Origin of the sequence: Erysipelothrix sp. strain 2 (EsS2-7-Brazil), from assembly GCF_016617655.1 — a bacterium.
Taxonomy (GTDB): Bacteria; Bacillota_I; Bacilli_A; order Erysipelotrichales; family Erysipelotrichaceae; genus Erysipelothrix; species Erysipelothrix piscisicarius.
Map to the genome: position 1 here is coordinate 132,298 of NZ_SCFT01000003.1, position 23,851 is coordinate 156,148.

The 23,851-nt window shown below is 37.4% G+C and carries 18 protein-coding genes and 1 tRNA gene; 13 read left to right on the forward strand and 6 right to left on the reverse strand.

Going from position 1 to position 23,851, the window contains the following annotated elements:
- Positions 1-72 precede the first annotated feature (72 nt).
- Entirely contained in the window at positions 73-906 is an 834-nt protein-coding gene (locus EPJ90_RS02575) for a deoxyribonuclease IV (protein WP_161637055.1), read from the reverse strand.
- Positions 907-1,023: 117 nt separating this feature from the next.
- On the opposite strand from EPJ90_RS02575, the gene EPJ90_RS02580 reads away from it, so the two are divergent.
- Positions 1,024-1,545: a type 1 glutamine amidotransferase domain-containing protein gene (locus EPJ90_RS02580; RefSeq protein WP_161637056.1), complete on the forward strand. Its 522-nt coding sequence runs from the start codon at positions 1,024-1,026 to the stop codon at positions 1,543-1,545.
- Positions 1,546-1,994: 449 nt separating this feature from the next.
- Positions 1,995-4,232 carry a formate C-acetyltransferase gene (gene pflB, locus EPJ90_RS02585; protein ID WP_161637057.1) on the forward strand — a complete coding sequence of 746 codons (2,238 nt, stop codon included), beginning with the start codon at positions 1,995-1,997 and terminating at the stop codon, positions 4,230-4,232.
- A gap of 101 nt (positions 4,233-4,333) precedes the next feature.
- Here pflB and EPJ90_RS02590 read toward each other — a convergent pair whose 3' ends face one another.
- Positions 4,334-5,296, reverse strand: coding sequence for a lactonase family protein (locus EPJ90_RS02590; protein ID WP_161637058.1), 963 nt, complete (start codon positions 5,294-5,296; stop codon positions 4,334-4,336).
- A gap of 157 nt (positions 5,297-5,453) precedes the next feature.
- Here EPJ90_RS02590 and EPJ90_RS02595 point away from each other — a divergent pair, with 157 nt between their 5' ends.
- Both EPJ90_RS02595 and EPJ90_RS02600 read left to right on the forward strand, forming a co-directional pair.
- A complete protein-coding gene (locus tag EPJ90_RS02595) occupies positions 5,454-6,833 on the forward strand; it encodes a 6-phospho-beta-glucosidase (RefSeq protein WP_161637059.1) in 1,380 nt (459 codons plus the stop codon).
- Between the two features lie 66 nt (positions 6,834-6,899).
- Complete coding sequence (locus tag EPJ90_RS02600) at positions 6,900-7,685, forward strand: Cof-type HAD-IIB family hydrolase (RefSeq protein ID WP_161637060.1); 786 nt, start codon at positions 6,900-6,902, stop codon at positions 7,683-7,685.
- An 11-nt stretch (positions 7,686-7,696) separates the two neighbouring features.
- On the opposite strand, the gene EPJ90_RS08680 is transcribed toward EPJ90_RS02600, so the two are convergent.
- Positions 7,697-8,557: an SIS domain-containing protein gene (locus EPJ90_RS08680; protein ID WP_161637061.1), complete on the reverse strand. Its 861-nt coding sequence runs from the start codon at positions 8,555-8,557 to the stop codon at positions 7,697-7,699.
- Positions 8,558-8,627: 70 nt separating this feature from the next.
- Here EPJ90_RS08680 and EPJ90_RS02610 point away from each other — a divergent pair.
- Positions 8,628-8,715 (forward strand) — tRNA-Ser (locus EPJ90_RS02610).
- Positions 8,716-8,796: 81 nt separating this feature from the next.
- On the opposite strand, the gene EPJ90_RS02615 is transcribed toward EPJ90_RS02610, so the two are convergent.
- Positions 8,797-10,170, reverse strand: a complete 1,374-nt coding sequence (locus EPJ90_RS02615; protein ID WP_161637062.1) for an MBOAT family O-acyltransferase — start codon at positions 10,168-10,170, stop codon at positions 8,797-8,799.
- An 8-nt stretch (positions 10,171-10,178) separates the two neighbouring features.
- Entirely contained in the window at positions 10,179-11,321 is a 1,143-nt protein-coding gene (locus EPJ90_RS02620; protein WP_244660368.1) for a DHHW family protein, read from the reverse strand.
- A gap of 225 nt (positions 11,322-11,546) precedes the next feature.
- Here EPJ90_RS02620 and EPJ90_RS02625 point away from each other — a divergent pair, with 225 nt between their 5' ends.
- The 4 genes from EPJ90_RS02625 (at position 11,547) to EPJ90_RS02640 (ending at position 17,554) form a co-directional block, all read left to right on the forward strand.
- Positions 11,547-12,620 (forward strand): pyridoxal-phosphate-dependent aminotransferase family protein, encoded by a 1,074-nt coding sequence (locus EPJ90_RS02625; RefSeq protein ID WP_161637063.1) that lies wholly within the window; start codon positions 11,547-11,549, stop codon positions 12,618-12,620.
- Positions 12,620-13,324: an NTP transferase domain-containing protein gene (locus EPJ90_RS02630; RefSeq protein WP_161637064.1), complete on the forward strand. Its 705-nt coding sequence runs from the start codon at positions 12,620-12,622 to the stop codon at positions 13,322-13,324. Before EPJ90_RS02625 ends, EPJ90_RS02630 begins: the two co-directional genes overlap by 1 nt.
- Before the next feature lie 180 nt (positions 13,325-13,504).
- Positions 13,505-14,158, forward strand: a complete 654-nt coding sequence (locus EPJ90_RS02635) for a sugar transferase (RefSeq protein ID WP_161637065.1) — start codon at positions 13,505-13,507, stop codon at positions 14,156-14,158.
- A 138-nt stretch (positions 14,159-14,296) separates the two neighbouring features.
- Entirely contained in the window at positions 14,297-17,554 is a 3,258-nt protein-coding gene (locus EPJ90_RS02640) for a glucosaminidase domain-containing protein (RefSeq protein WP_200542531.1), read from the forward strand.
- Between the two features lie 60 nt (positions 17,555-17,614).
- On the opposite strand, the gene EPJ90_RS02645 is transcribed toward EPJ90_RS02640, so the two are convergent.
- Positions 17,615-19,360, reverse strand: a complete 1,746-nt coding sequence (locus EPJ90_RS02645) for a M3 family oligoendopeptidase (protein ID WP_161637067.1) — start codon at positions 19,358-19,360, stop codon at positions 17,615-17,617.
- A 313-nt stretch (positions 19,361-19,673) separates the two neighbouring features.
- Here EPJ90_RS02645 and EPJ90_RS02650 point away from each other — a divergent pair, with 313 nt between their 5' ends.
- The 4 genes from EPJ90_RS02650 (at position 19,674) to EPJ90_RS02665 (ending at position 23,573) form a co-directional block, all read left to right on the forward strand.
- Positions 19,674-20,627, forward strand: coding sequence for an ABC transporter substrate-binding protein (locus tag EPJ90_RS02650; protein WP_161637068.1), 954 nt, complete (start codon positions 19,674-19,676; stop codon positions 20,625-20,627).
- Positions 20,628-20,927: 300 nt separating this feature from the next.
- A complete protein-coding gene (locus tag EPJ90_RS02655; RefSeq protein WP_161637069.1) occupies positions 20,928-21,884 on the forward strand; it encodes an ABC transporter substrate-binding protein in 957 nt (318 codons plus the stop codon).
- Positions 21,884-22,810, forward strand: coding sequence for an ABC transporter permease (locus EPJ90_RS02660; protein ID WP_161637070.1), 927 nt, complete (start codon positions 21,884-21,886; stop codon positions 22,808-22,810). The genes EPJ90_RS02655 and EPJ90_RS02660 overlap by 1 nt, the downstream gene beginning before the upstream one ends.
- Positions 22,794-23,573 (forward strand): ABC transporter ATP-binding protein, encoded by a 780-nt coding sequence (locus EPJ90_RS02665; RefSeq protein ID WP_125164804.1) that lies wholly within the window; start codon positions 22,794-22,796, stop codon positions 23,571-23,573. The genes EPJ90_RS02660 and EPJ90_RS02665 overlap by 17 nt, the downstream gene beginning before the upstream one ends.
- The last annotated feature ends 278 nt before the right edge of the window (positions 23,574-23,851 follow it).

The window sequence follows — 23,851 nt, forward strand, 5'->3', positions numbered from 1 at the left end:
ATACTATTATAAATAATTATCGTTGATTCGAAATAAAAAAGGATCAAGATGTCATAAATAAGTGGTAAGTTGTTATTTACGTAGAGATCTTAGAAGTTCAATCTCTGCCTTATAACCATCATTATCATCTTGTGGGGTTTCAAGATAAAAAGGAAGATGACGTAATTTAGGGTGATTGATGATTTTCTCAAATGTCTCCAAACCGATGGACCCTTGACCAATTTTTTCATGACGGTCTTTGTGGGATTTAAATGGATTTTTGCTGTCGTTGAGATGAATTGCATAAAGCTTATCCAATCCAACAACGTTATCAAAGTGTTCTATAACCCCATCTAAATCATTAACAATATCATACCCTGCGTCATAGATATGACAGGTATCCCAACATACGCCAATCTTTTCTTTGACCGTTACATTATGAATGATTGCTGCAATTTCTTCAAACGTACGTCCGACCTCAGTTCCTTTGCCCGCCATCGTTTCAAGTAAAACTATGGTTTCTTGAGTGGGATCTAAGACACGATTTAACATATCAGAAATCATAACAATCGCGGGTTCAACGCCTTGTCCGACATGACTTCCCGGATGGAAGTTATAAAGACTTCCCTTGATGTGGCTCATACGAGACAAATCATCAAGCATGAGTTCTTCTGCATAATCACGCGTATAATCCTTATTACTGCATGGGTTCATGGTATATGGAGCATGAGCAAGGATATGTTTGAAATGATTTGCTTTGATTAACGTATTAAGCTTTCCGAGATCCTCAAGATTGAGGGGTTTTGCTTTTCCGCCGCGAGGACTTCGCGTGAAAAACTGAAACGTATTGGCATCAATACGAAGTGATTCATGTCCCATTGCTTCATAACCTTTCGCAAATGAGAGATGACAACCAAGATAAAACATAAAAATTCCTCCTTATATATATGTATCGTAACAAGATGTCTCTAAGACTACAATCTTTAAGCAAATAACTATACATTCAAAAGGGATATTGATAGGGTTTATATAAGAGGTGATGACATGGAATTAAGTGGAAAACGCGTTTTAACCCTTGTAAGTGATGATTTTGATGACTTAGAATTATGGTATCCAATCCTTCGGCTTCGTGAAGCAGGTGCTCATGTTGATGTTGCTGCTGAAGCGTCAGCGAAGACCTATCGTGGAAAATATGGGCTATCGGTTGTAAGTGATTTAGCATTTCATGATGTGGATATTACAACTTATGATGGGCTTGTAATTCCTGGAGGATGGGCTCCAGATTATTTAAGACGATTGGATCCTGTGCTTGACTTTGTGAAGTACATGGATTCCCATAAAAAAGTTATTGGACAAATATGTCATGCGGGCTGGGTACTCTCTTCAGCAGGGGTCTTAACGGGGAAAACAGTGACCAGTACGCCTGGGATTAAGCATGACTTAATGTATGCCGGTGCACATTGGGTTGATGAACCTGCAGTTCGAGATGGGCATGTTGTTTCTGGGAGACGTCCACCGGATCTACCAATTTATTTACCAATGTTGATTGAAGCACTTAAGGACTGATTTTATATCAGTCTTTTTATTTTAATTGAAACAATCTTGCTTTTAAATCTTTAAATCTATAGATAAAGCAATACATTCTTAATGAATAACATTAAAACCATACTTAAATCGTCTCTCGCTTGTCGATAACACGAACAGTATAGAGCAATATAGTGCTAATTGGTGCGAGTGAGTTTGTGAATTGGGTATACAATTCGAAAAGGTTTTCATTTGAACGAAGTTCACTTAGAAGTGAGTATTTTTGATTTCCAAGTGGTGTAATTAATTTTGTGAAAAAAGTCTGTGAATTCGCAAACTAGTATGATTTGAAGCAATTAAGCACAAGTGTATACCAGAACGTGCCTAAAAAGGATGTGAAAAATAAAACGTATTGTACTAAGTTTGATATAATATGCGTGTAATACAAATAAGATATTGGGAATCAAACCCGAGAATAAGGAGGTATCTTAATGTATAATCAATGGAAAGGCTTCAAAGGAAGCTATTGGAAAGAAAACATTGATACTCGTGATTTTATTAAAAATAACTACACAGAGTATACTGGTAACGATGAGTTCTTAGAAGGACCAACTCAAAATACGTTGGATCTTATGGAACAACTTGAAGAAATGAATGCTGTACAACGTGAAAAAGCTGGCGTTTACAACATGGATACAAAAATTGTATCAACTGTAAGTTCACACGGTCCAGGTTACATGGATAAGGATAAAGAGCAAATTGTTGGGTTCCAAACAGATGAACCATTAAAACAAGCATTTATTCCTTTCGGTGGAATTGGAATGGCTGTGAAAGCTCTTGAAAGTAATGGTTATGAACCCGATGAGGAGTTAGTACATATCTTTACAAAATGGCGTAAAACACACAACCAAGGGGTATTTGATGTTTATACACCAGAAATGCGTGCAGCACGTAAGAATAAGATTATTACTGGTCTTCCAGATGCTTACGGACGTGGACGTATTATTGGTGATTACCGTCGTATTGCTCTTTATGGTATCGATCGTCTTGTAGCTGGAAAGAAAAATGATTTAGCACATACAGGTTATAAAACAATGACTGACGATGTCATTCGTCTTCGTGAAGAAATTAGTGATCAAATTCATGCGTTAGCAGAAATTAAAGATATGGCTGCAGCTTATGGATTCGATATCTCACAACCTGCTGGAAATGCAAAAGAAGCAGTTCAATGGTTATACTTTGGTTACTTAGCAGCAATCAAAGAAAATAACGGTGCAGCGATGTCAATTGGACGTATCTCAGCATTCCTTGATATCTATATCCAACGTGATTTAGACAATGGTGTGATTACTGAAAAAGAAGCTCAAGAACTTATTGACCACCTCGTAATGAAACTACGTATGGTTAAATTTGCGCGTACACCTGAATATAATGCACTATTTAGTGGATACCCAATTTGGGCAACATTATCAATCGCAGGTATGGGATTTGATGGACGTTCGCTCGTTACAAAGACAGACTTCCGTTTACTTCATACACTCATTAACATGGGACCTTCACCAGAACCAAACTTAACAGTTCTTTACTGTAAAGAATTACCAGAAGGATTCCGTACATTTGCTTCACGAATTGCTATTGAAACATCTTCAATTCAATTTGAAAATGATACATTACTTCGTGAAAAATGGGGTTCAGACGACGTTGCGATCGCATGTTGTGTATCCGCTACTGTAATTGGTAAAGATATGCAATTCTTTGGAGCACGTGCGAACTTAATTAAATGTTTACTTTACGCTATCAACGGCGGTATTGATGAAGTGACAAAAGCACAAGTTGGACCACGTTTACGTCCAATTACTTCAGAATACTTAAACTTTGATGAAGTTAAAGTTGCTTACCAAGACATGATGGACTGGTTAGCTGAATTATACGTAAATACATTAAACTCAATTCACTACATGCATGATAAATATGCTTATGAAAAAGCACAACTTGCATTAATGGATTCCGATCTTAAACGTACGTTTGCAACTGGTATTGCAGGTATTTCACACGTTGCTGACTCCTTATCAGCAATCAAATACGCTAAGGTTAAGACGATCCGTGACGAAAAAGGTTTAGTTGTAGATTATGAAGTCGAAGGAGACTTCCCTAAATATGGTAATGATGATGACCGTGCAGATGATCTTGCAAACTGGGCATTACAATACTTCATGGGACAAATCAAACGTCACCATACATACCGCAACTCAACACCAACATTAAGCTTGCTTACAATCACATCAAATGTTGTTTATGGTAAAGCTACAGGTAATACACCTGATGGACGTGGACAAGGTGTTCCTTTAGCACCTGGTGCAAACCCATCATACGGTGCAGAAAAGAATGGTTTATTAGCTTCATTGAACTCAACAGCTAAATTAGACTATAACTGTGCACTTGATGGTATCTCAAATACACAAACAATTGCGCCAATTGCAATGGGTAAAACTTCAGACGAACGTATCGTAAACCTACGTGGTATTATGGACGGTTACTTCGCACAAGGAGCTTACCACTTAAACGTTAACGTATTTGATAATGCACTTCTTGAAGATGCGATGGCCAATCCATTGAAATACCCTAACTTAACAATTCGTGTATCCGGTTATGCTGTTCGATTTGTCGAACTTACAAAAGAACAACAACTTGATGTTCTTATGAGAACGGCTCACGAAAGAACGGTTTAATTTATAATTAATTAAGCAACAATTAAAAATCACGCCTATACCGCGTGATTTTTTTGTATGTTGAAAAGACATCGCATGATCACGATGTCTTAGGTTAAAGATTATGAGATGAAAAGGACTGAGACACATTCGGGAGCGTAAACATCTGATTGGAGTAATGTCAGCATGCCAGTCTCGTGATTTCTTGCGTATAAGGTGAGATTGTTGGTATCGCGGTTTGCGCAAACCAGGTATTTATCATCTGGACTAAGGGCAAAATCACGAGGATGTTCACCAAAGCTTGAAATATTTTGAATGAATTCAAGCTGGAGCCCGTCTTGACTGATTTTAAAGACTGTGATGGAGTCGTGACCACGGTTGGATACATAGAGATAGTTTCCGTCTTTAGAGATTCGAATTGCAGCTGCAGATCGGATTGCATCAATTTCTGGCAATGCATCAAACACACCGTGCTCGATAAAATCAAATCCGTCATCTTCTAAAACCGTAACATGACATGTATGCTCCGAAAATAGATAGAGAAGTGGTAATTGTGGATGAAAGGCAAGGTGACGCGGACCAGACCCTTCGGGTGCCTTATAAGTTGCGATTTCATTCATGAGTTCGTATTTACGAACTGTATCCAACCCCAGATCGCAAACATAAACAAATTCCGTATTGGGCTTCTTGTTTACGAAATGGGCATGCGATCCGTCTTTATACTCAATTTTTTTAAAGACTTGATGATTCTTATAAACATTGACACGTCCTTTATGGTAATTTGCGTCGTAAATTTGATCTTCGTTTTGATCGTATGCAACATAACATGGTGCAGGTCCAGGCTCGGTGAAAGACTCAAGCAACTCGGTGTTCACGCTAAGATACTTCCATGTCGCAATTCCTGCTTGATTTTCTTTTTGATAAACGCTAAAAAGCGTTTGCGTGGATGGATCGTAGTCAAGATAAGTTGGGTTTTCTACGTCCGCAATGTGCGTTAAATTATGTAAACGATCATTGATTAGATCGATCTCATAAATTCCTTTGCTTTCAGATTTTGTATAAGTTCCAAGTAATATTTTTGTCATAAAACCCTCCTAAATGAATTATACCATAAGAATTTGGAATTTAATTTCATACTTAACGTCGTAAAAAACACTTAAATGAAACTGAAAATCATCTTTGATTCAGTTGGTTGTGAGATGGTTTAAGTCGAGATACAATTTGGGTACTTAGGAGGCGGCTATGACTAAAAAAATAAAGATTGTTACGATAGGTGGTGGCAGCAGCTACACACCGGAGTTAATGGAAGGTTTCATCAAACGATCCGATCAAATCGATATCTCAGAATTGTGGTTGGTCGATGTTGAAGCGGGAAAAGAAAAATTAGAAATTGTCGGCGCAATGGCTCAACGTATGGTTGAGGCAGCAGGTCTTGACTGGAAAGTAAAATTAACACTTGACCGTCGTGAAGCGCTCAAAGATGCGGATTTTGTGACGACACAATTTCGTGTTGGACAACTTGAGGCAAGAAAACGTGATGAACGTATTCCCGGGAAATACGGATCATTGGGTCAGGAAACAAATGGGGCAGGCGGAATATTTAAGGCATTTCGAACCATTCCTGTAATTCTTGATATTATTCACGATATGGAAACATTATGTCCCAATGCATGGCTTATAAACTTTACAAATCCAGCAGGGATTATAACGGAAGCAGCAATTAAATGGGGTGGATGGAAACGTACGATTGGTCTTTGCAATATCCCGGTTGGATGTACAAAAATTAATCATGAAGCGATGGGATATGATGAAGACGCGAATGTCTTGTTTGAAAAATTTGCGGGGATTAATCATTTTCACTGGCACCGTGTTTGGGATAAAGATGGAACAGAAGTAACGCAAGAATTAATTCAGCGTTTGTTTGATCCTAACAGTGCATTTTCAAAAGTACAAGAAGTAAAAAATATCACACCAATACCGTATAATCTTGATCAACTCCATGATTTAGGGATGATTCCTTGTTCTTACCACCGCTATTATTATATTGCGCGGAATATGACAGAAGAGTTTATGGAAAATTGGTCAAATCATAAGACACGTGCTGAAACCGTTCAACAAACCGAAGCGGCTTTATTTGATTTATATAAAGATCCAAATTTAAATTATAAACCTGAAGAGCTTACACAACGTGGCGGTGCGCATTATTCTGATGCAGCATGTCAATTAATCGCATCCATCCATAATGACTTACGTACGGTGATGACGGTAAGTACTCAAAATAATGGAACCATTACGGATTTACCTTATGATTGTGTTGTGGAGGTAACCAGTGTAATTACCTCGCATGGTGCAGAACCGTTTAACTGGGGTTCTTTTGCTCCTTCCGCACGCGGTCAATTACAAATGATGAAAGCAATGGAAGAAACGGTGATCGAAGCTGCAGTTACGGGTAATTATGCGAAAGCGGTTCAGGCATTTACAATTAATCCGATGATTCAAGCAGGGCATTATACGACAGACATGCTTCATGAAATGCTTGTGGCCCATAAAGATTATCTGCCTCAGTTTGCAGATAAAATTGCGGAACTGGAAGCTCAAGGCGTTAAATACATCGCCGATTAGAAATTAAATTGCTATAATGGACAGGAGGCATTGCCTTCTGTTTTTTTATGAAAGTTGAGGAAGTATATGATTAAGTTAATTGCGACGGATATGGATGGGACACTTTTGGACGCAAATCATGAATTAACACCATCAATGCGAGCAAAGATTCTTGAATTACGTCACCAAGGGATTAAATTTGGGGTTGCGACGGGCAGACCCATGGATTCCGCAGTCTTTGGTATACCCGATATTGCAGAATTATTTGATTTCGCAATCTGTGATAACGGAGGATTTGTGTATGATTTTGCGGATGGTGAGATTCATGAACAATTTCCGTTAAGCGGAGATTTAATTCGTGAAATTTTGGATACCTTTATGCCAATGGGAGGAAATCCGGTATTAACGGGACCTGGCAAGTTATACACAGAGTTTGAGGATTTTTATAATATTGAAGTCCGAACCCATATTGATTTGGAATATGTGGACGTCCGTTCAAAGGTTTTAGATTCACATGCAAAGATTATTTTTAGTGGAGAACCAGAAACCTTAGCACGTATTGAGGCTCATGTTCTTGCGAATCCAGATCCAAGGTATGTTGCATTTTACTCCCAAAAAGAGTTGATTGAGTTTATGGATCCACGGATTAATAAGATGGTAGGGCTCCAATACTATATGGATAAATATGGTATTACAGCGAAAGAAATTATGACGTTTGGTGATAACAATAATGATTTGCATATGATTGAGGATGCAGGTCATGGTGTTGCAATGGAGAACGCTACACCAGCTGTAAAGAACGTTGCGGACGCGATATGTGGTTTGAATTCTGAAGATGGTGTCAAACGATATCTGGATCAATACAAATTTTAAAAAGACTCCAATCAAAGGTGATTGGAGTCTTTTTTTATGTACCAGGGGTGTTTCTCAATAATCTCTTGATTTTTCTCATAATCAATTGCAAAGATTAGCGCATAAATAAAATCCAAAACCAGTTGCATCGAGGTACGCGACGAGAAGGAGGCCATCTTGGTTACAAGTTCTTCTTGTGGTGAGACATGAACAACTTCTGTGGCATATGCGCACAAGGGGTTGATTAAAGGACCGGTAATGAGAATATAAGGGATGTTTCGCTCTACTAAAGAATCGACAACCGTTTTGTTATGCTCGTTTTGACCGTAATAGGAAATGATGAGTGCAATACTGTCGAGCGGTTGGGTGTGGGCCTTGAGCGATTGGAAACCTAAAGATGTTTCGAGATTGCAATCAAGTTCAATACGGAATAATTTATATTGGAAATCCTGTGCGAGAATTAACGATTGTCCCGACCCATAGAGATAGATGTGTGGTGCGTTGTAGATGCGATGTGCAATACGTTCAAGTTGTGTAAGATCAATATGATTATAGGTGTCATTCATAGATTGGTAATTAAGGGATAAAATAGATTGAACAATTTCTGCACTTGATTGATTGTTTTGAAAGGGGACATCGTCGCGAATGCGTGTTTCTGTAATTGAAAACGAACTTAATTCGCTCGCGAGTTTAACTTTAAAATCACTAAACCCCTCTGTTTTCATTTTACGACAAAAACGAGTAATGGTTGATGCGCTTGCGAATGTGATTTCTGATAACTCGTGGATTGTAAGCTGGGTTACCTGTTGCGGATTTTCAAGGATATACTGCGCAATTTTCGATTCTGTATCGGAAAGTTGCGTACTGTTTTTGATTCGATTGATAAGTAGCACAAAGAAAGCCTCCTTTTTGTATATTATACATTGTTTTCTGTTTAATTATTATGTATAATAAGTAAGCACTGGAGAATTGGCCGAGTGGCTTAAGGCACCATCTTGGAAAGGTGGCGAAGTGAAAGCTTCCGTGAGTTCGAATCTCATGTTCTCCGCCAAATTTAAATGAATCTACTTAATGAGTAGAAATAAAAAAAGAAAGACCCCTATCACATGGGTCTTTTTGTTTCTTTCGAGGGTTAAAATTGTTGGTAAATAAAGGCCTTAAATGAACTTGTAATGACAAAGATAATTCCGAGTATAAATAATCCTACGATTAGAATCATACTTGCTATCTGTTGCCATTTTATTTCACTCTCGCTCCATCGCGTAAAGAATGTTGAAACGATTGGCGTGCAAAATAAAATTGCAAGGACCCAATCGAGTGGGCGTGATAGGACATACGTTAGAATTTGTTTAACGCCGATTTGATTCATATCCCAGATGAACATTTTCGAGATAAAATCGAATGCTTGTTCAAGGGAGGAGGCACGAAAGAAGACCCAACCAATATTAATTAAGAGTAAGGTAACAAGATGCTGGATAACACGTGGTGTTTTCTTTAGCATATCACCCCATACATTGCGTTCTAAGATGATAATTAAGAAGTTGAAGCATCCCCAAATAATAAAGTTAAGGGAAGACCCGTGCCAAAAACCGGTAATGAGCCAAACTATTAACATATTTAAATAAGTGCGTGTTGGTCCTTTGCGATTGCCGCCAAGTGGAATATAAATATAGTCTTTGAACCATCGTGTAAGGGTGATATGCCATCGTTTCCAAAAATCACTAAATGAGGTTGCGAGGTAGGGGAAATTAAAGTTCTCAGGAAGGTTAATTCCCAACATTTCACCAATTCCCAATGCCATGTCAGTATAGCCTGAAAAGTCGAGATATAATTGAAGCATAAAAGCAATGGAACCAAGCCATGCTGTTCCTGTAAAGAAAGCAGTTGTATAGAGGCCTTCATAAACTTTTGAGGCGATTAATCCAAAATTAGCAGCTAAATAAGCTTTCTTAAATAAACCGATTGTGAAGCGGGTAAAACCATTATAGAGCATGTCACTGGATACCGCATGATCATCGATCTTAGTTTCATCATATCTTAAAATCGGACCGGAAGTGATAGTCATAAACAACATAAAGAAAGCACTAAATTTGAGTAAATCTGTTTCAGGCTTACGGTTTCGATAAGTGACATCAGCCAGATATGCAATCCCTTGGAATGTATAGAAAGAGATTCCAAGAGGAGCCATGATTCCTTCTAAAAATGTAAGATTTGTTGTTGCGATAAAAAGTGGTTTATACTTAAAGAAAACCAAGACAAGGATATTTACGCTAATAGTGGTGATAAATAGAACCTTATTAGGATTTTTATGTAAGATTGATGCTGCATAAAAATACGTTAGCATCGATATGATAATAATCAACAACGGAACAAGTCCGAGATAACTGATAAAAATTAAATTGAGGATTGCGAGCAGTGAAGTTTTGTATTTTCCGTGCGTAGCAAGGTTTATAAGAACTGCAAGCGGAAGAAATATAAATAAAAATGTATAACTTGTGAGGGGCATGGTATCTCCTACTCCTTTTCAACTAAATTGAGCTGTGTATTTCGAACAAAGACAACTGCATCAAACTTATTTTTTTCAATGTATTCGAACACATTACCTTTATAAGACCGTAAATCCAGAGAATGAACTTCATTGAAATCATAAATGGCAAGGTATTCGAGTGCATTGGTGAATGAGTCTCCGATAAAGAGTATTTTAGGTAAATGATCACGCTTTGTCTGGATAATCGTATTCGCCTTATCGCCATTCATAAAATTACTATAAAGTGAGATGTTTTCATCTTCGATCATAACGGGTTCATCGGATGGCGAACCGTTTTCATAGCGTCGATACTCTGGTAGGGATTGATCGAGCGGTTTATAATAGTAAAAGACCTCGCCTTGTGAATAACTTGTATCGGCCATTGTCCGAGAATTGTTGCCAATAAAAGGACTGTGGTAGTCAATGCGTTCATAATGATTGAGTGGTCTTGCTTGAATGCGTGTGTCGCTTAAGGTAGCAATAAGTTCTTGATAGATTAATAACGATGCATCGGCGGTATAATGATTGTCGGTTTTGTAATACGGCTCAAGCAAATTGTTTTCAGAAAAAACATTGGAGCCAGATATGGACCGAATATGTTCCGCTTCGGCACGTGTACGAAGTGCGTGATTGTAGTTTAATTTATGGACAGTATTTGTTGCAAAATAATTAGGGAAGAGGTCATGGTGATAATCGAACTTTTGTGGGATATCAATAAAAATAAATCGACCACCCAGATGTTCTGTGGCATCCTTCATGCTTTGTAGATTCGATAAGGGTTTTTCAAAAGATGCTTCTAACGAATTTAAAGTTTGTTCTTGATAATCTTCAAATTCCAAAAGATAACCAGATTTGCTGATAAAATGATTCTTTCGAATTGACTTCAACAAATATTTATCAATTTTGGAACTTGATTTCAAAATGTGATCCCGAAACACAAGTTGATCAAGTGAATATGTTTCGAGATTGTCGAAGAATGTTCCATCGACTATGGTTGGAATATCGGCAGTTGGAAACTGGGCAAGATTTCGATATTCTAACGCTGAACGAGATCGATCGGGACTTAATATTGAGACAACTGAAATCATCAACATCAAACCTAAAGTAATTACTACAATATATTTTTTCAAGACAGTGATACCTCCTTGTATCAAAAATGGGGATTAACGGTCTCTCAATTATATACCAATTCAATAAAAATTAGTATTAATGCGGTCTCATCGGAAATAATTTGTATTTAAGAATTTTATTAGATTCGAAAATAAGGTATAATAGTGTTGTTTAATATATAAAGTTTGATTGTTTTCGTCGATGTTGCTTAATAAATATATGATGATACAATTAAGGAGGAAAATATGCTTAATTTTACAGTTGGGCCGGTCATGATGCGTCAAGACATAATGGATGTTGGTGCTGAGCCTGTTCCATACTTTAGAACACCTGAATTTTCAGATGTTATGTTGGAAAATGAATCAATCGTTAAGGAAATTTGCGGTGCTCGAGATGAAGACAAAGTAGTGGTCTTAACGGGATCGGGTACAGCTGCTATGGATGCAGCAATTGTGAATTGCGCAAAGGAAAACGATAAGTTTTTAATTGTTAATGGCGGCTCTTTTGGAGCTCGTTTTTGTGAAATATGTTCTGTTTATGATGTGAATTTTGAATCCATTGATTTAGATTTTGGTCAAAGTTTGACATCATCTGATTTAGAACCTTATGAGAATGCTGGATTTACAGGATTTCTGGTGAATTTAGATGAAACATCTTCAGGTGTTTTATATGATATCGATTTAATTTCGGCGTTTTGTAAACGTAATAATCTATTCTTGATTGTGGATGCAATCAGTGCGTTTTTAGCGGATGAAATTATGATGGAGAAGTCCAATATTGATATTCTCATTACCGGGTCTCAAAAGGCTTTAGCATTGCCTCCAGGACTTTCAATTCTTGTGTTGTCTGAAGATGCTCAACGACGTGTCGATGAGAACAAACGTCCATGCTATTACTTAGATTTAAAGAGTGCACTATCAAATGCGAAGCGGGGCCAAACACCGTTTACACCGGCTGTTGGTATTGTTTTGCAACTGAATCTAAGACTTAAACAAGTTAAGCAAGATGGCATTGAACAAACAATTGGAAATACAAGAGCACTCGCAATGTCATTTCGATCAAAAATTGAAGATTACGGTTTCAAGTGTGTGACCAATTCTAGTTCGAATGCAGTAACGGCGCTTTTTGTTCCAGAAGGTAAATCAGCAAAAGAAATTTTTACGGTTCTAAAGGATGAATATGAAATCTGGGTAACACCGAGTGGTGGTGTTTATGCAGATTCTGTTTTAAGGGTTTCGCACATTGGTGAAATCACTCAAGAAAATATGGAGACATTATATAATGCGCTCGATTCACTTAAAGAAAGAGGTATAATCTAATGAAATTAGTATTATTAGCAGCAGGAAGAGGAACTCGTATTAGCCGTTATTTAGAAGGAAGACCTAAATGTACTGTTGATATCGGGGGACAACCACTTATCGAATACACAATTGAATTATTCAATAAAAATGGCATCAACGATATTGCAATCGTATTAGGATATGAAGGTCAATACATTCGTGAAGCACTTAAAGGTAAAGATGTTAAGTTTTACTATAATCCATTCTATGACGTAACAAACAGTGTTGCTTCAATTTGGTTTGCGAAAGATTTCTTTGAACCAGAAGAAGATGTATTAATCATGAATGCGGATGTATTCTTGGAACAAAAAACTCTTGATATTATCTTAGCTGAGAAAAAATCACCGGTATTGTTCTCGGATGATACTCGTAAAGAAGAAAGTGATTACAAATTCTACTATGAAAATGATATCCTCATCAAACATGGTAAGGAATTAACAGGGGATGATATTACTGGGGAGTATGTTGGGATTGCGAAATTATCTTCAGACTTCTTACCTGAATTCTTACAACGTTTAGAAATCTTAATTGATTCGCAACAACATGGATTATGGTGGGAAAATATTTTATATTCCATGATCGAAGAACAACCAATTCATGTGAAAAATGTTGCGCCAAATTTCTGGGGTGAAGTTGATTATATTGAAGACTATGAGCGAATCATGGCTTTTATTAAAAAATAACAAAAATAATAGTTTGGGAGAGAGAATCGAAAGATTCTTTTTCTTTGATTCGATTTTACAACCGACACATAACCTTGTTAGCATATGTCGAATATGCTATAATTGACCTGTTTGTAAAATATAAAAAAGCAGTGTTTATTAAGCAATAAACATTCTGTTAAGATAATGAGGATGAAAAATATGATAAACAACAACTCCGATGCTCGTGAAAATATAGAATTAATGGAAAAGTATCAAGAGTTTAAGAAAAAACACCCATACGTTTATTTAAAACGATTTTTTGATCTTATCTTAACACTATTGTTTTCACCAATTATTATTATAATTGTTGTGATTTTCGCAATTATTGTTAAGGTGGATTCTAAGGGGCCAGCTTTCTATACACAGCAACGTGTAGGGCAAGCTGGTAAGGAATTCAAAATCTATAAATTACGTTCGATGCGTGTTGATGCAGAGGTCAATACCGGGGCTGTGTGGGCCGAAAAGAATGATCCACGCATTACGAAAGTAGGACGTTTTATTCGCAAGGTTCGTATCGACGAATTACCACAATTCTTAAATGTTTTAATTGGAGAGATGAGTATAATTGGTCCTCGTCCAGAGCGTAAAGATTTAACGGATCAATTTGAAGCGGAAATACCTGGATTTAAAGAAAGACTCCTTGTTAAGCCGGGAATTACAGGTTGGGCTCAAGTTAATGGAGGCTATGACATTACACCTGCTGAAAAACTTGTGTTTGATCGTGAGTATCTTGATGCGTTTTCGTTTAAACAAGATGTCGTGATTATTTTTAAAACAATTCGTGTGGTTCTTACAGGCAGTGGCGCACGTTAAAGCACTCGCAAGAGTGCTTTTTTAATTATTTGGTGGATTCGTGGTAAAATTAAGATTAATTAATATATGATTATTGGATAGAACGGTTTTAATGGATTGGAATCGTTTATAATAGGAGTGCCGAGGAGGGTTGTAGTGATGAAAAGTAAAAAAATGCTCGCGTTGTTATTGTCGCTGGTAATTCTTGTAACGTCTGTTACGTATAATACGTTTGCTTTTGATGAACGGTTAAATACAGATGTCACCCAAGAAGTTGATGTAAATCAAAAAATGGAATTTGAAAAGGAGTCTGAGACTACGGAAGGTGAGGCATCATCAGAAGTTGAAGAACAAGAACGCCCAGAAGTTCAAGAAATAAAACCGGAAGTTTCTTCGAAAATTCCTGTTCAGTCATTGAGCTCTGTTGATAAACTTTGTGTTCAAAATGGTTGGATTCAAAAAGGGTCTGCTTGGTATTACTGTGAAAATGGAAATCCAATTAAAAATTGGAAAGAAATTGGCGGTTTCTGGTATTTCTTTAAACCAGATGGTGTGATGAAGTCGGAAGTTTGGCACCAAAGTGGGAACGAATGGTATTATTTTAGTAAAAGTGGAAGTGCAGTCAAAGATGATTGGGCTCAAATTGGTGGATATTGGTATTTATTTGATGCGAAGTCAGTCATGCTTAAAGATCAGTGGACGCAGTCCGGAGGTCATTCTTATTACCTTGATTCAGAGGGACGCGCAGTGAAATCGCAATGGAAACAGGTGGGGGATTCTGCCTATTATTTTGATGCATCCAGCCACCTCATTCGTGAAACCAGTGCATCACATACGTATTCAGTGAAAAAAATACAAGATGACGGCAGTATCGCACCCGGAAAACCAAGTTTTGTAAGCAATAGTCTGACTGAGGCGATTGGAAAAATGAACCAAATGGGAAGTGGCTATGTTGTTACGTCAAAGGATGGGTTAAGCCATTTAGGGATTGTCGCAATGAGTTCTGGATATGCGCATTCACTTCCAGATCGAAAAGGTCTAATTAAAGATCTTGCAAGTAGTGAGACGCTTAAAATTTATGATAATCGTAATCTTTCAGGATCTGCAATGACATATATATCAAGCAATTACAAAATGCAATATAAAGGAACTGAGTTGACAGATTCAGGGAAACCCGTAATTCGTGTTAATATTCAAGGTGCGGAAGGGTATGTTGATTTTAATAAAGTTGACTTAATTCCAATGTATTATGTTGATAAAAAGATTCCTATTTATTTAGGTGGGAATCTTAATGATGATGGGTACCGTAAAGTAGTTTCTCCAGACTACTATTGGGTGAAAAATGGTGAAATGTCACTGTACTTCTCTCAAACGTACGCAAACAGTGGTGAACAGGGGATAACTTATGCCCAAGCACCATCATGGCTTCCTGAATCGGGGAACCCTTATTACTCAGAAGATGGAGTACACTTTTTTAGTGACAAAGAACTGAATCGACCAATGATGGATGGCAATCAACCTGGGGAATTTTATGCATATTATCAATGGCTCCCCGTTCGAAGTTTTTCAAATATAGGGGCCGACGATTTAAATGCTCGTCTTCGTTATTTGGATAAAACTGATTCAATAATGTATGGAAATGAACAAGCATTTATTGAAAGTGGTCATCTCTATGGAATGAATCCACTGCTTTTATTCGCACAGGCTGCGCATGAATCTGCATATGGTACATCGTGGCTTGCGAAAAATAAGTTTAATTTATTTGGATGGAATGCTGTTGATTCTGATCCAAGTCAAGCATTGGCCTATACAGGTGTTTATAATAGCATTAATTATCATATGTCAAAGCAATTAAGTTCTTACTTTGATGTTGGGGAGTGGCGCAATGCGGGACTTAGTTTTGGAAATAAAGGATCGGGAATCACAGTAAGGTATGCATCAGATCCCTTCTACGGTATTAAAGTAGCGGGTATTGCGTATACCACAGATCGAGCTGCTGGCTTTAAAGATCATAATGGTTATGATTTAGCGCGGATTAAAAATCAAACAAGTACGTCCGTATATAAAGGCTCAAGCACTCATTCGGGGGTCTATTATGCGACGAACTCGGGTCTAAATGATCAAGTAGTTATCAATCTTGGTGAGGCATCGGGTTATATGAAGACTTATCTCTCAATGCCTGTTGTGAATGGTTCGGTATCTGTAAAGGCGATGCCTGTTGATTTACCTGCAAATCTGGGTTATATTGTTAATAATGCGGTAAATAAACTTAAAGCGAATGGTGTCAAAAAGGCGAGTGCCCCAAATTTACGTGTGACTGTTGCGGACACGTCCAAGAAATATACAGTTAAACAAGATCTTAACATGCGCAGTGGTTGGGGGACATCAAACCGGATCTTAGCTACAATTCCGGCAAAAACGATTGTTCAAGCATATCCGACTACAAATGGTTGGGCTAAACTTGTTTACAATAATCAGATTGGGTATGTTTCTCAAGATTATCTAACGACTGAATCAATTCCAACCGCTCCTAAAAAGGGTTGGATTAAAGAAGCTTCAAAATGGTATTATTACGAAAACAATAAACCGGTAAAAGGGTGGCGTGAAATAGGTGGTAGTTTTTACCTCTTTAATAATAGCACTGGAGTGATGTATGCAAACACCTGGACTAAGGATGCATCAGGCCGTTGGAGTTATCTCAATGCGGATGGGAAGGCATTAAGAAATGAATGGTTTAAATCTGCAGGGAAATGGTATTATGCAGCTAATGACGGTAAGATGCTTCGATCAGGTCTTCACCTCATAAAAGGTTCGTGGTATGAATTTGGTTCAGATGCTGATATGAAACTCAATAAATGGGCTAAAAATTCAAAAGGAAAATGGCATTATCTCAATTCAAGTGGTGCTGCTGTAAAAAATGCATGGGTTAAAGTGAGTGGAAAATGGTACTATGCTGATGCAAACAGTGAAATGGTCACGGGATGGAAAAAAATCAATGGAAGTTGGTACGTCTTTGATTCCAGTACAGCAATGCTTGCGAATCAATGGTATAAAAATGCAAGTGGGTCATGGTCTTATGTTTCAGGATCAGGGGCTGCGTTAACAAACCAATGGACAAAGTCAGGGGGTAAATGGTACTACTTCTTAAGTCATGGCGGAACTGCTCGCGGCATTCATCGCATTGGTGGTTCGAGTTATGCATTTGGTACAGATTCTGTAATGTATGCGAATCAATGGGTTAAACTGAATCAAAAATGGTATTATGCCACAGGTTCGGGTGCACTTCAAAAGGGTTGGATTAAATTGGGCGGTTCTTGGTATTATTTAAATCCAAGTGATTGCGTAATGATATCAAATACAACAATGACCATAAATGGAACGCGTTATCGCTTTGATCGTTCAGGTCGCATGCTCTAGTATAAAAAAACCATAATCGCTGTATGTGATTATGGTTTTTTTATAGAATTTTTTAAGATATTATTGCGTTAATGCGATAAACATTTCAATTCGGTCAGCTGCAACTTGTAAACTGGATTTCCAGAATTCAACATCCGTAACATCGATGTCGGCTTGTGCTGCGACATCTTCACATGATGATGTTGTTGTTGCTTTAAGGAGATTGCGGTATGCAGGGACAAATGCATCCCCTTCTTTTTCAAATTTAGCATAAAGCCCAAGAGCAAACAAGCCACCAAATGCATAAGGGAAGTTATAATAACTTAAACCACCACTGTAGTAATGACCTTTACATGCCCACATATATGGATGATACGTACTTGCGTCTAAACCATCTCCATACGATTGACGTTGTGCTTCAATCATGATTTCTTTTAAATCTTTAGGAAATAAGAATTCAGATTTACGACGTTCGAAGACCTCGGATTCAAACTTAAAGCGGGATAAAATATCAACAATAATTTGCGTTAAATCTTGAAGTGAGTTTTCAATTAATACGAGTTTTTCTTCGTCGCTTGACACTTTTAAGGCAGCGTTGAAAACGATATTTTCACAGAATGTTGAAGCAGTTTCTGCGACCGGCATCGAGTAACTTGTATTGAGAATAGGCAAGTCTTCAATCATCATGCCATGGTATGCATGCCCTAATTCGTGAGCAATCGTAACGATATCAGAAATAGAACCATCAAAGTTTGTAAGGACATAACTCTGTTTTATTTGAGATTGATTACTGCAGAAGGCACCGCTGCGTTTTCCTTCACGCGGTAAGAAATCAATCCATGCATCTTCATAAGCTGTTTTTGCCATGTTTGCAAGATCATCGGAAAATTCCGCAAAACTAGTAAGAATCATTTCCTTAGAATCTTCGACTGTATAAGTCTTAGGGTTTGTGGTTTCAAAAGGTGCGAAGAGATCATACCAAGGCAATCCATTCTCATAATTCATCAGGTGCGCTTTATGTTTAAGATACTTTCTAAAGACTGGAAGGTACGCTTCGATTGCTTCCATCAATGCATCGAGGGTGGCCTTGCTCATCCGTGAATCGAAAAGTGTTTTATCCAATGCGGATTCGTAACCTCGTAAATCAGAAATAGTATTCACGGTTCCTTTAATGCTATTAAGTGCAAAGGCAATCGAATCATCCATTTTTTCATACAATTCAAGTTCTTTATAATAGGCATCCTTACGAATCTTTGGATCATGTGAGTATGCGAGATTTCGAATTGAAGCCATAGTGTGCTTTTCACCATTAAACTCAATTGTCGTCATTGATGTTAAATGTCCAAACAATTGATTCCATGCACTGGCACCATTAATATTCAACTTAGCAATTACCTCTTCAACATCTGGGGATAAGTTGTGTTTGCTGAGGTCAATCATTTCTTGCAAGATAAATTCGTGTTCTTTAACTAAGGCACTTGCTTTAACCCATTGTGGGAAAACGTCTTTTGAATCAGCCATAAATTGACTAAATAACGCATAAGCGCGTGATGTTTCACTTAGAATATTCTGAAGTTGCCCCATGTAACGATTGCTTTCATTATCGCTTGCATTTGCTGATATTTGCAAACTGGCGAAACTCACTAATGAGTTAGCGAGGGTGTTGAGTTCTGAGTCAAGCGTTAAAAATGACTCGAGATCTTCACAATCTTTTAAATTGGGTGCGAGGTCGTTCATTGACTTAATAATTGTTTTGAGCTTTTCTACATCTGCAGTGTAGGTTGCATCATAGCCCTTGTATAGAGCATCTAAATTCCATGTATACATAGTGATATGGTTCTCCTTTAAAATATACCAAAATTATACCACAATAATGTAAAGGTGTTACATATTTATGAAAATACAGGTTAAATTATCAGAAAAATATTGAAACCATTTTCATATTATGTTAAAGTTTCTTTACAGAAAGGTTGGTGTCCTATGACCAACGAAAATCATAAACAAAACAGCACTTTCTTTAACTTTAGGTAAAGGTTAATATCGCTACACGATATTAACCCTTTAGTCTTGGTTAGTAGAATGTAGCTGAATACCTTTAAAAAGCTGCATTCGCAGCTTTTTTTGTTTGAAGGAGGAAAAGATGAAAAAATCGATGATTATCTGTATGCTTTTAGTTTTATTAAGTGGGTGTGTGAATGCAAATCCAGAAAAATTATATACGATTGGTGTTTTACAGTTTGCGGATCATCCTTCCTTGGATGCGACGTATGAAGGGATGAAAGAAGTCCTTGATAAGACGATAGGGTCGGAGCATTATCGTATTATCTATCAAAATGCACAGGGTGAAAATAGCAATAATGAATTAATGGCTCATGGGTTTGTATCGCAACACGTTGATTTGATATATGCCATTGGAACAAACTCGGCCCAAAGTGCGAAAAATGCGACAGAAGGTACAAGTATTCCGGTTGTATTTAATGCCGTTACCGATCCGGTTGCGGCAGGCCTGGTCGATTCTATGGATTATCCAGGATCATCAGTCACAGGGGTTAGTGATCAAGCACCTATTAAAGAACAATTAGCGTTGATAAAGATGCTTTTACCTCGAGCGAAACGGATGGGAATTGTTTACAACATGGGTGAAATTAATTCCATAACGCAAGTTGAGGTGATTTCCTCGTTAGAGAAAGAACTCGAAGTGGTTGCGGTTGGAATAACAAACATGCAGGAATTACCGATTGCAACTCAACAATTAGCCGAAAAAGTCGATGTTATATTTAATATAACGGATAATATGGTTGTGGCTTCAACTGCGAACATTGTAGATATTGCGTCAAAATACGACGTACCTGTATTTGCATCAGAAGATGGACAAATCAACGAAGGTATTCTAGCTACTGAATCCTTGAGTTACGATAACCTTGGCGAGCATGCAGCAGAATTAATATATCAAATTCTTGTGGAGAAAAGCGATCTCAATAAGTTGCCGGTTTCAACGTCAAACAAGACAAAATTATTTATAAATAAACAGGTCGCTAGTCAGTTTGGAATAGAAATTCCATCTGACCTTGAAAATCGAAATGAGCTAAAATGAAACAATATTCATCATTCTGTAAGAAATGAATAAAAATGAAAAAACTACTTGCATCTCAAAAATATCAGTGTTATGGTTGTTAAGAAAGGTTGGGTATTCCAATGAACAATATAAGTAAAATCAATCAAGCCCAACAATGGAGCTACTATTATTATTTTAGTTAATCAGTTAATATGCCGTGTGGATATTAGCTGTTTTGTGTTACTAAAATCTACAGGCTCCCATTAATCTCATACCATTTTAACAAAGCCGTGTAGATTTATGTACATGGCTTTTTTGTTGGATAATGGAGGAGAAAATATGAAAAAAGTATTAATGATCATAATAAGTGCAGTGCTGCTTACGGGATGTATGAGTGGTGAACAAAATGAAATTAGAATTGGTGTGATACAGTGGGCGGAACATCCGGCACTTTCGGATTCTTTGGATGGATTTAAGATGGGGTTGGATGCTACTGGGTTAACAGAGAAAGTTTCTTTAGAAGTGAAAAATGCGAATGAAGATGTTGGGACGGCTAACCTTATCGCAAATCAATTTGTACGAGATGCTGTTGATTTAATTTTTGTAATTGCAACTCCAGCTGCTCAAGCCGCTATGAATGCGGTAGACGGCACCGATATCCCTGTGATTTTTAGCGCGGTATCGGATGCGAAACAGGCAGGATTGGTGGATGATCTCGCTCACCCAAGTGGAAACTTAACGGGCGTCAGTGACTTACCCCCATTGGATACACAAGTAGCGTTGATTCAAGAAATAATGCCAAATGCCAAAAATATTGGGATATTATACAATACGAGCGAAATTAATAGTAGAAACCAAATTGATGAGGTGCGAAACATTGCCGCTAAATTAGGTATGAAGGTCAATGAAAAAGGTGTAAGTCAAGCGAATGAAATCGCAATTGCTGCACAACAATTAGTTCAAGAAACCGATGTGATTTATATCGTCAATGACAATATGATTGCTTCGGCTACTGGATTAGTTGTTGACACTGCTAATAGTGTAAACAAACCAGTCTTTATGGCTGAGGTTGGGCAGTTTGATCAAGGTGTTTTAGCTTCAGAATCTGTAAGTTATAAATATCTTGGTGAAAAAGCAGGGGCGATGGCTTATGAAATTTTGGTAAATAACGTGACCATTGCATCACTCCCTGTTTATGTTTCTGAGAAAACGGAGTTGTATGTTAGTGAGGCTGTAGCATCAAAATTGGGTATTCAGATACCTGATTCGATACGTGAAAGGGCGGTAAATCAATAATGGGTGTTCTAAATTCAACGTTTATTTCTGATATTTTAATTCAAGGATTTCTATATGGCATTTTGTCCATGGGAGTTCTTATTTCTTATAAAATTTTGGATATCCCGGACTTATCGGTGGACGGAACGTATCCATTAGGTGCAGCGGTGAGTGCAATCTTGATTCTTAATGGCCTGAATCCATGGATGGCTCTTTTAATATCAACCATAGCGGGTGCAACGGCCGGAATTGTTACTGGTTTATTCCATGTTAAATTCGGAATTTCCTCACTACTCAGTGGTATATTAGTGATGACGGGACTTTATTCTATAAATCTTGTAGTTGCTGGAGGGAAACCCAACATTCCCCTTTTTAAATTTGAAACCATCTTCTCAACTCAATGGTTGGAAAAACTCGGTGCACCTCCGTTTTTAATTAATAATTTCCAATTAATTGTAATGGTTATTCTAGTTTTAGGCATCAAAGTAATTATTGATCAACTTCTCACGACTAAAACAGGTTACTTACTTAAAGTAACGGGAGATAATGAGCAACTTGTGACCACATTGGGTCACAATGTTGGACTTGTGAAAATTTTTGGCTTGGCATTGGCAAACGCAATCGTCGCTTTCAGTGGTGGTTTGGCAGTTTCGGTGAATAAATATTTTGATATTTCATTAGGGACTGGTATGGTGGTTTTAGGGCTTTCGTCCGTTATCTTAGGTACGACAATCTTGGGGCGAACAAAATTGAAATCGACCACCATGGTTATCTTTGGTGCGATTGTATACCGCTTGATTGTAGCACTTGCAATTCGAATGGGAATTGATGCTCAGTTTATGAAACTCATCACTGTTGTGATCTTTATTAGTGCAATAATGTTGAATAAAATTAGGCTTCCAAAATGGAAAAACGCAAAGGAGAAACACGATGTTACAACTCAATAAAATAACAAAAACATTCAACCAAAGTACCCCAATGGAAACAACGCTTTATCATAATTTAAATTTAAGTGTTGAGAAGGGGGAGTTTATCACGATAATTGGTTCGAATGGAAGTGGTAAATCTACATTATTAAACTTAATTTGTGGCCAGATTAATCCTGATAAAGGCACCTTAACATTTGGAAATCGTGACCTTTTAAAAATGAAAAATCATCAGCGCTTTAAGACCATTTCTCGGGTTTACCAAGATCCGATGGCTGGAACGTCACCTTCGCTCACAGTTTTAGAAAATCTATCGCTTGCCTCGAATAAAGGAAAACTTATGAGTTTAACGAAAGCAATCAATCATAAACATGAAGCAGAGTTTGTCAATTTATTGAGATCATTGAATCTCGGACTTGAAGATAAGCTTCATGTGAAAGTGGGTCAACTTTCAGGTGGACAGCGACAAGCACTGTCCTTGCTGATGGCATTGATGAATAATCCAGATCTTTTATTACTTGACGAGCACACCGCTGCTTTAGATCCGAAAAGTTCAGAGTCGATTATAAAACTTACGCAAAATATGGTTGCTGAACGAAACATTACGACAATCATGGTGACGCATAATTTACAGCACGCACTTGATTATGGATCGCGTTTATTGATGTTTCACAATGGAAATATAATTCGTGATATCGCTCATCCCGAAAAGGAGCACCTCACAAAAAAAGATTTGTTAGAAATGTTTGCGTCTTATGATGATGCTTATATTGAAACACTTTAAGGCAGAAATGCCTTTTTTAACTTATAGTTCATTAATCACCGGGTTGCCTATATATAAGTAAGAAAAAATTTATGATTCGTGATGTAAAAGACCGAATTAAAATAAAACAAAATAAAGTGAAAATAGTGTTGACGGTGGATAAAGAGGGTGGTATTATATACAAGCGCTAAGGGAAACCGAGTGCAGAAAATGGTCTTTGAAAACTAAACAGGAAACGTCAATTTCAAAAAGAAATACGGATAAATAAATAAACAAAACTCGTCAGAGTTAAAAAGAGA

What these genes read in the sequence shown, in the direction of transcription:
- EPJ90_RS02575 (WP_161637055.1), bottom strand. Translation starts at nt 906, where the DNA reads ATGTTTTATCTTGGTTGTCATCTCTCATTTGCGAAAGGTTATGAAGCA.
- EPJ90_RS02580 (WP_161637056.1), top strand. Translation starts at nt 1,024, where the DNA reads ATGGAATTAAGTGGAAAACGCGTTTTAACCCTTGTAAGTGATGATTTT.
- pflB (WP_161637057.1), top strand. Translation starts at nt 1,995, where the DNA reads ATGTATAATCAATGGAAAGGCTTCAAAGGAAGCTATTGGAAAGAAAAC.
- EPJ90_RS02590 (WP_161637058.1), bottom strand. Translation starts at nt 5,296, where the DNA reads ATGACAAAAATATTACTTGGAACTTATACAAAATCTGAAAGCAAAGGA.
- EPJ90_RS02595 (WP_161637059.1), top strand. Translation starts at nt 5,454, where the DNA reads ATGACTAAAAAAATAAAGATTGTTACGATAGGTGGTGGCAGCAGCTAC.
- EPJ90_RS02600 (WP_161637060.1), top strand. Translation starts at nt 6,900, where the DNA reads ATGATTAAGTTAATTGCGACGGATATGGATGGGACACTTTTGGACGCA.
- EPJ90_RS02615 (WP_161637062.1), bottom strand. Translation starts at nt 10,170, where the DNA reads ATGCCCCTCACAAGTTATACATTTTTATTTATATTTCTTCCGCTTGCA.
- EPJ90_RS02625 (WP_161637063.1), top strand. Translation starts at nt 11,547, where the DNA reads ATGCTTAATTTTACAGTTGGGCCGGTCATGATGCGTCAAGACATAATG.
- EPJ90_RS02630 (WP_161637064.1), top strand. Translation starts at nt 12,620, where the DNA reads ATGAAATTAGTATTATTAGCAGCAGGAAGAGGAACTCGTATTAGCCGT.
- EPJ90_RS02635 (WP_161637065.1), top strand. Translation starts at nt 13,505, where the DNA reads ATGATAAACAACAACTCCGATGCTCGTGAAAATATAGAATTAATGGAA.
- EPJ90_RS02640 (WP_200542531.1), top strand. Translation starts at nt 14,297, where the DNA reads ATGAAAAGTAAAAAAATGCTCGCGTTGTTATTGTCGCTGGTAATTCTT.
- EPJ90_RS02645 (WP_161637067.1), bottom strand. Translation starts at nt 19,360, where the DNA reads ATGTATACATGGAATTTAGATGCTCTATACAAGGGCTATGATGCAACC.
- EPJ90_RS02650 (WP_161637068.1), top strand. Translation starts at nt 19,674, where the DNA reads ATGAAAAAATCGATGATTATCTGTATGCTTTTAGTTTTATTAAGTGGG.
- EPJ90_RS02655 (WP_161637069.1), top strand. Translation starts at nt 20,928, where the DNA reads ATGAAAAAAGTATTAATGATCATAATAAGTGCAGTGCTGCTTACGGGA.
- EPJ90_RS02660 (WP_161637070.1), top strand. Translation starts at nt 21,884, where the DNA reads ATGGGTGTTCTAAATTCAACGTTTATTTCTGATATTTTAATTCAAGGA.
- EPJ90_RS02665 (WP_125164804.1), top strand. Translation starts at nt 22,794, where the DNA reads ATGTTACAACTCAATAAAATAACAAAAACATTCAACCAAAGTACCCCA.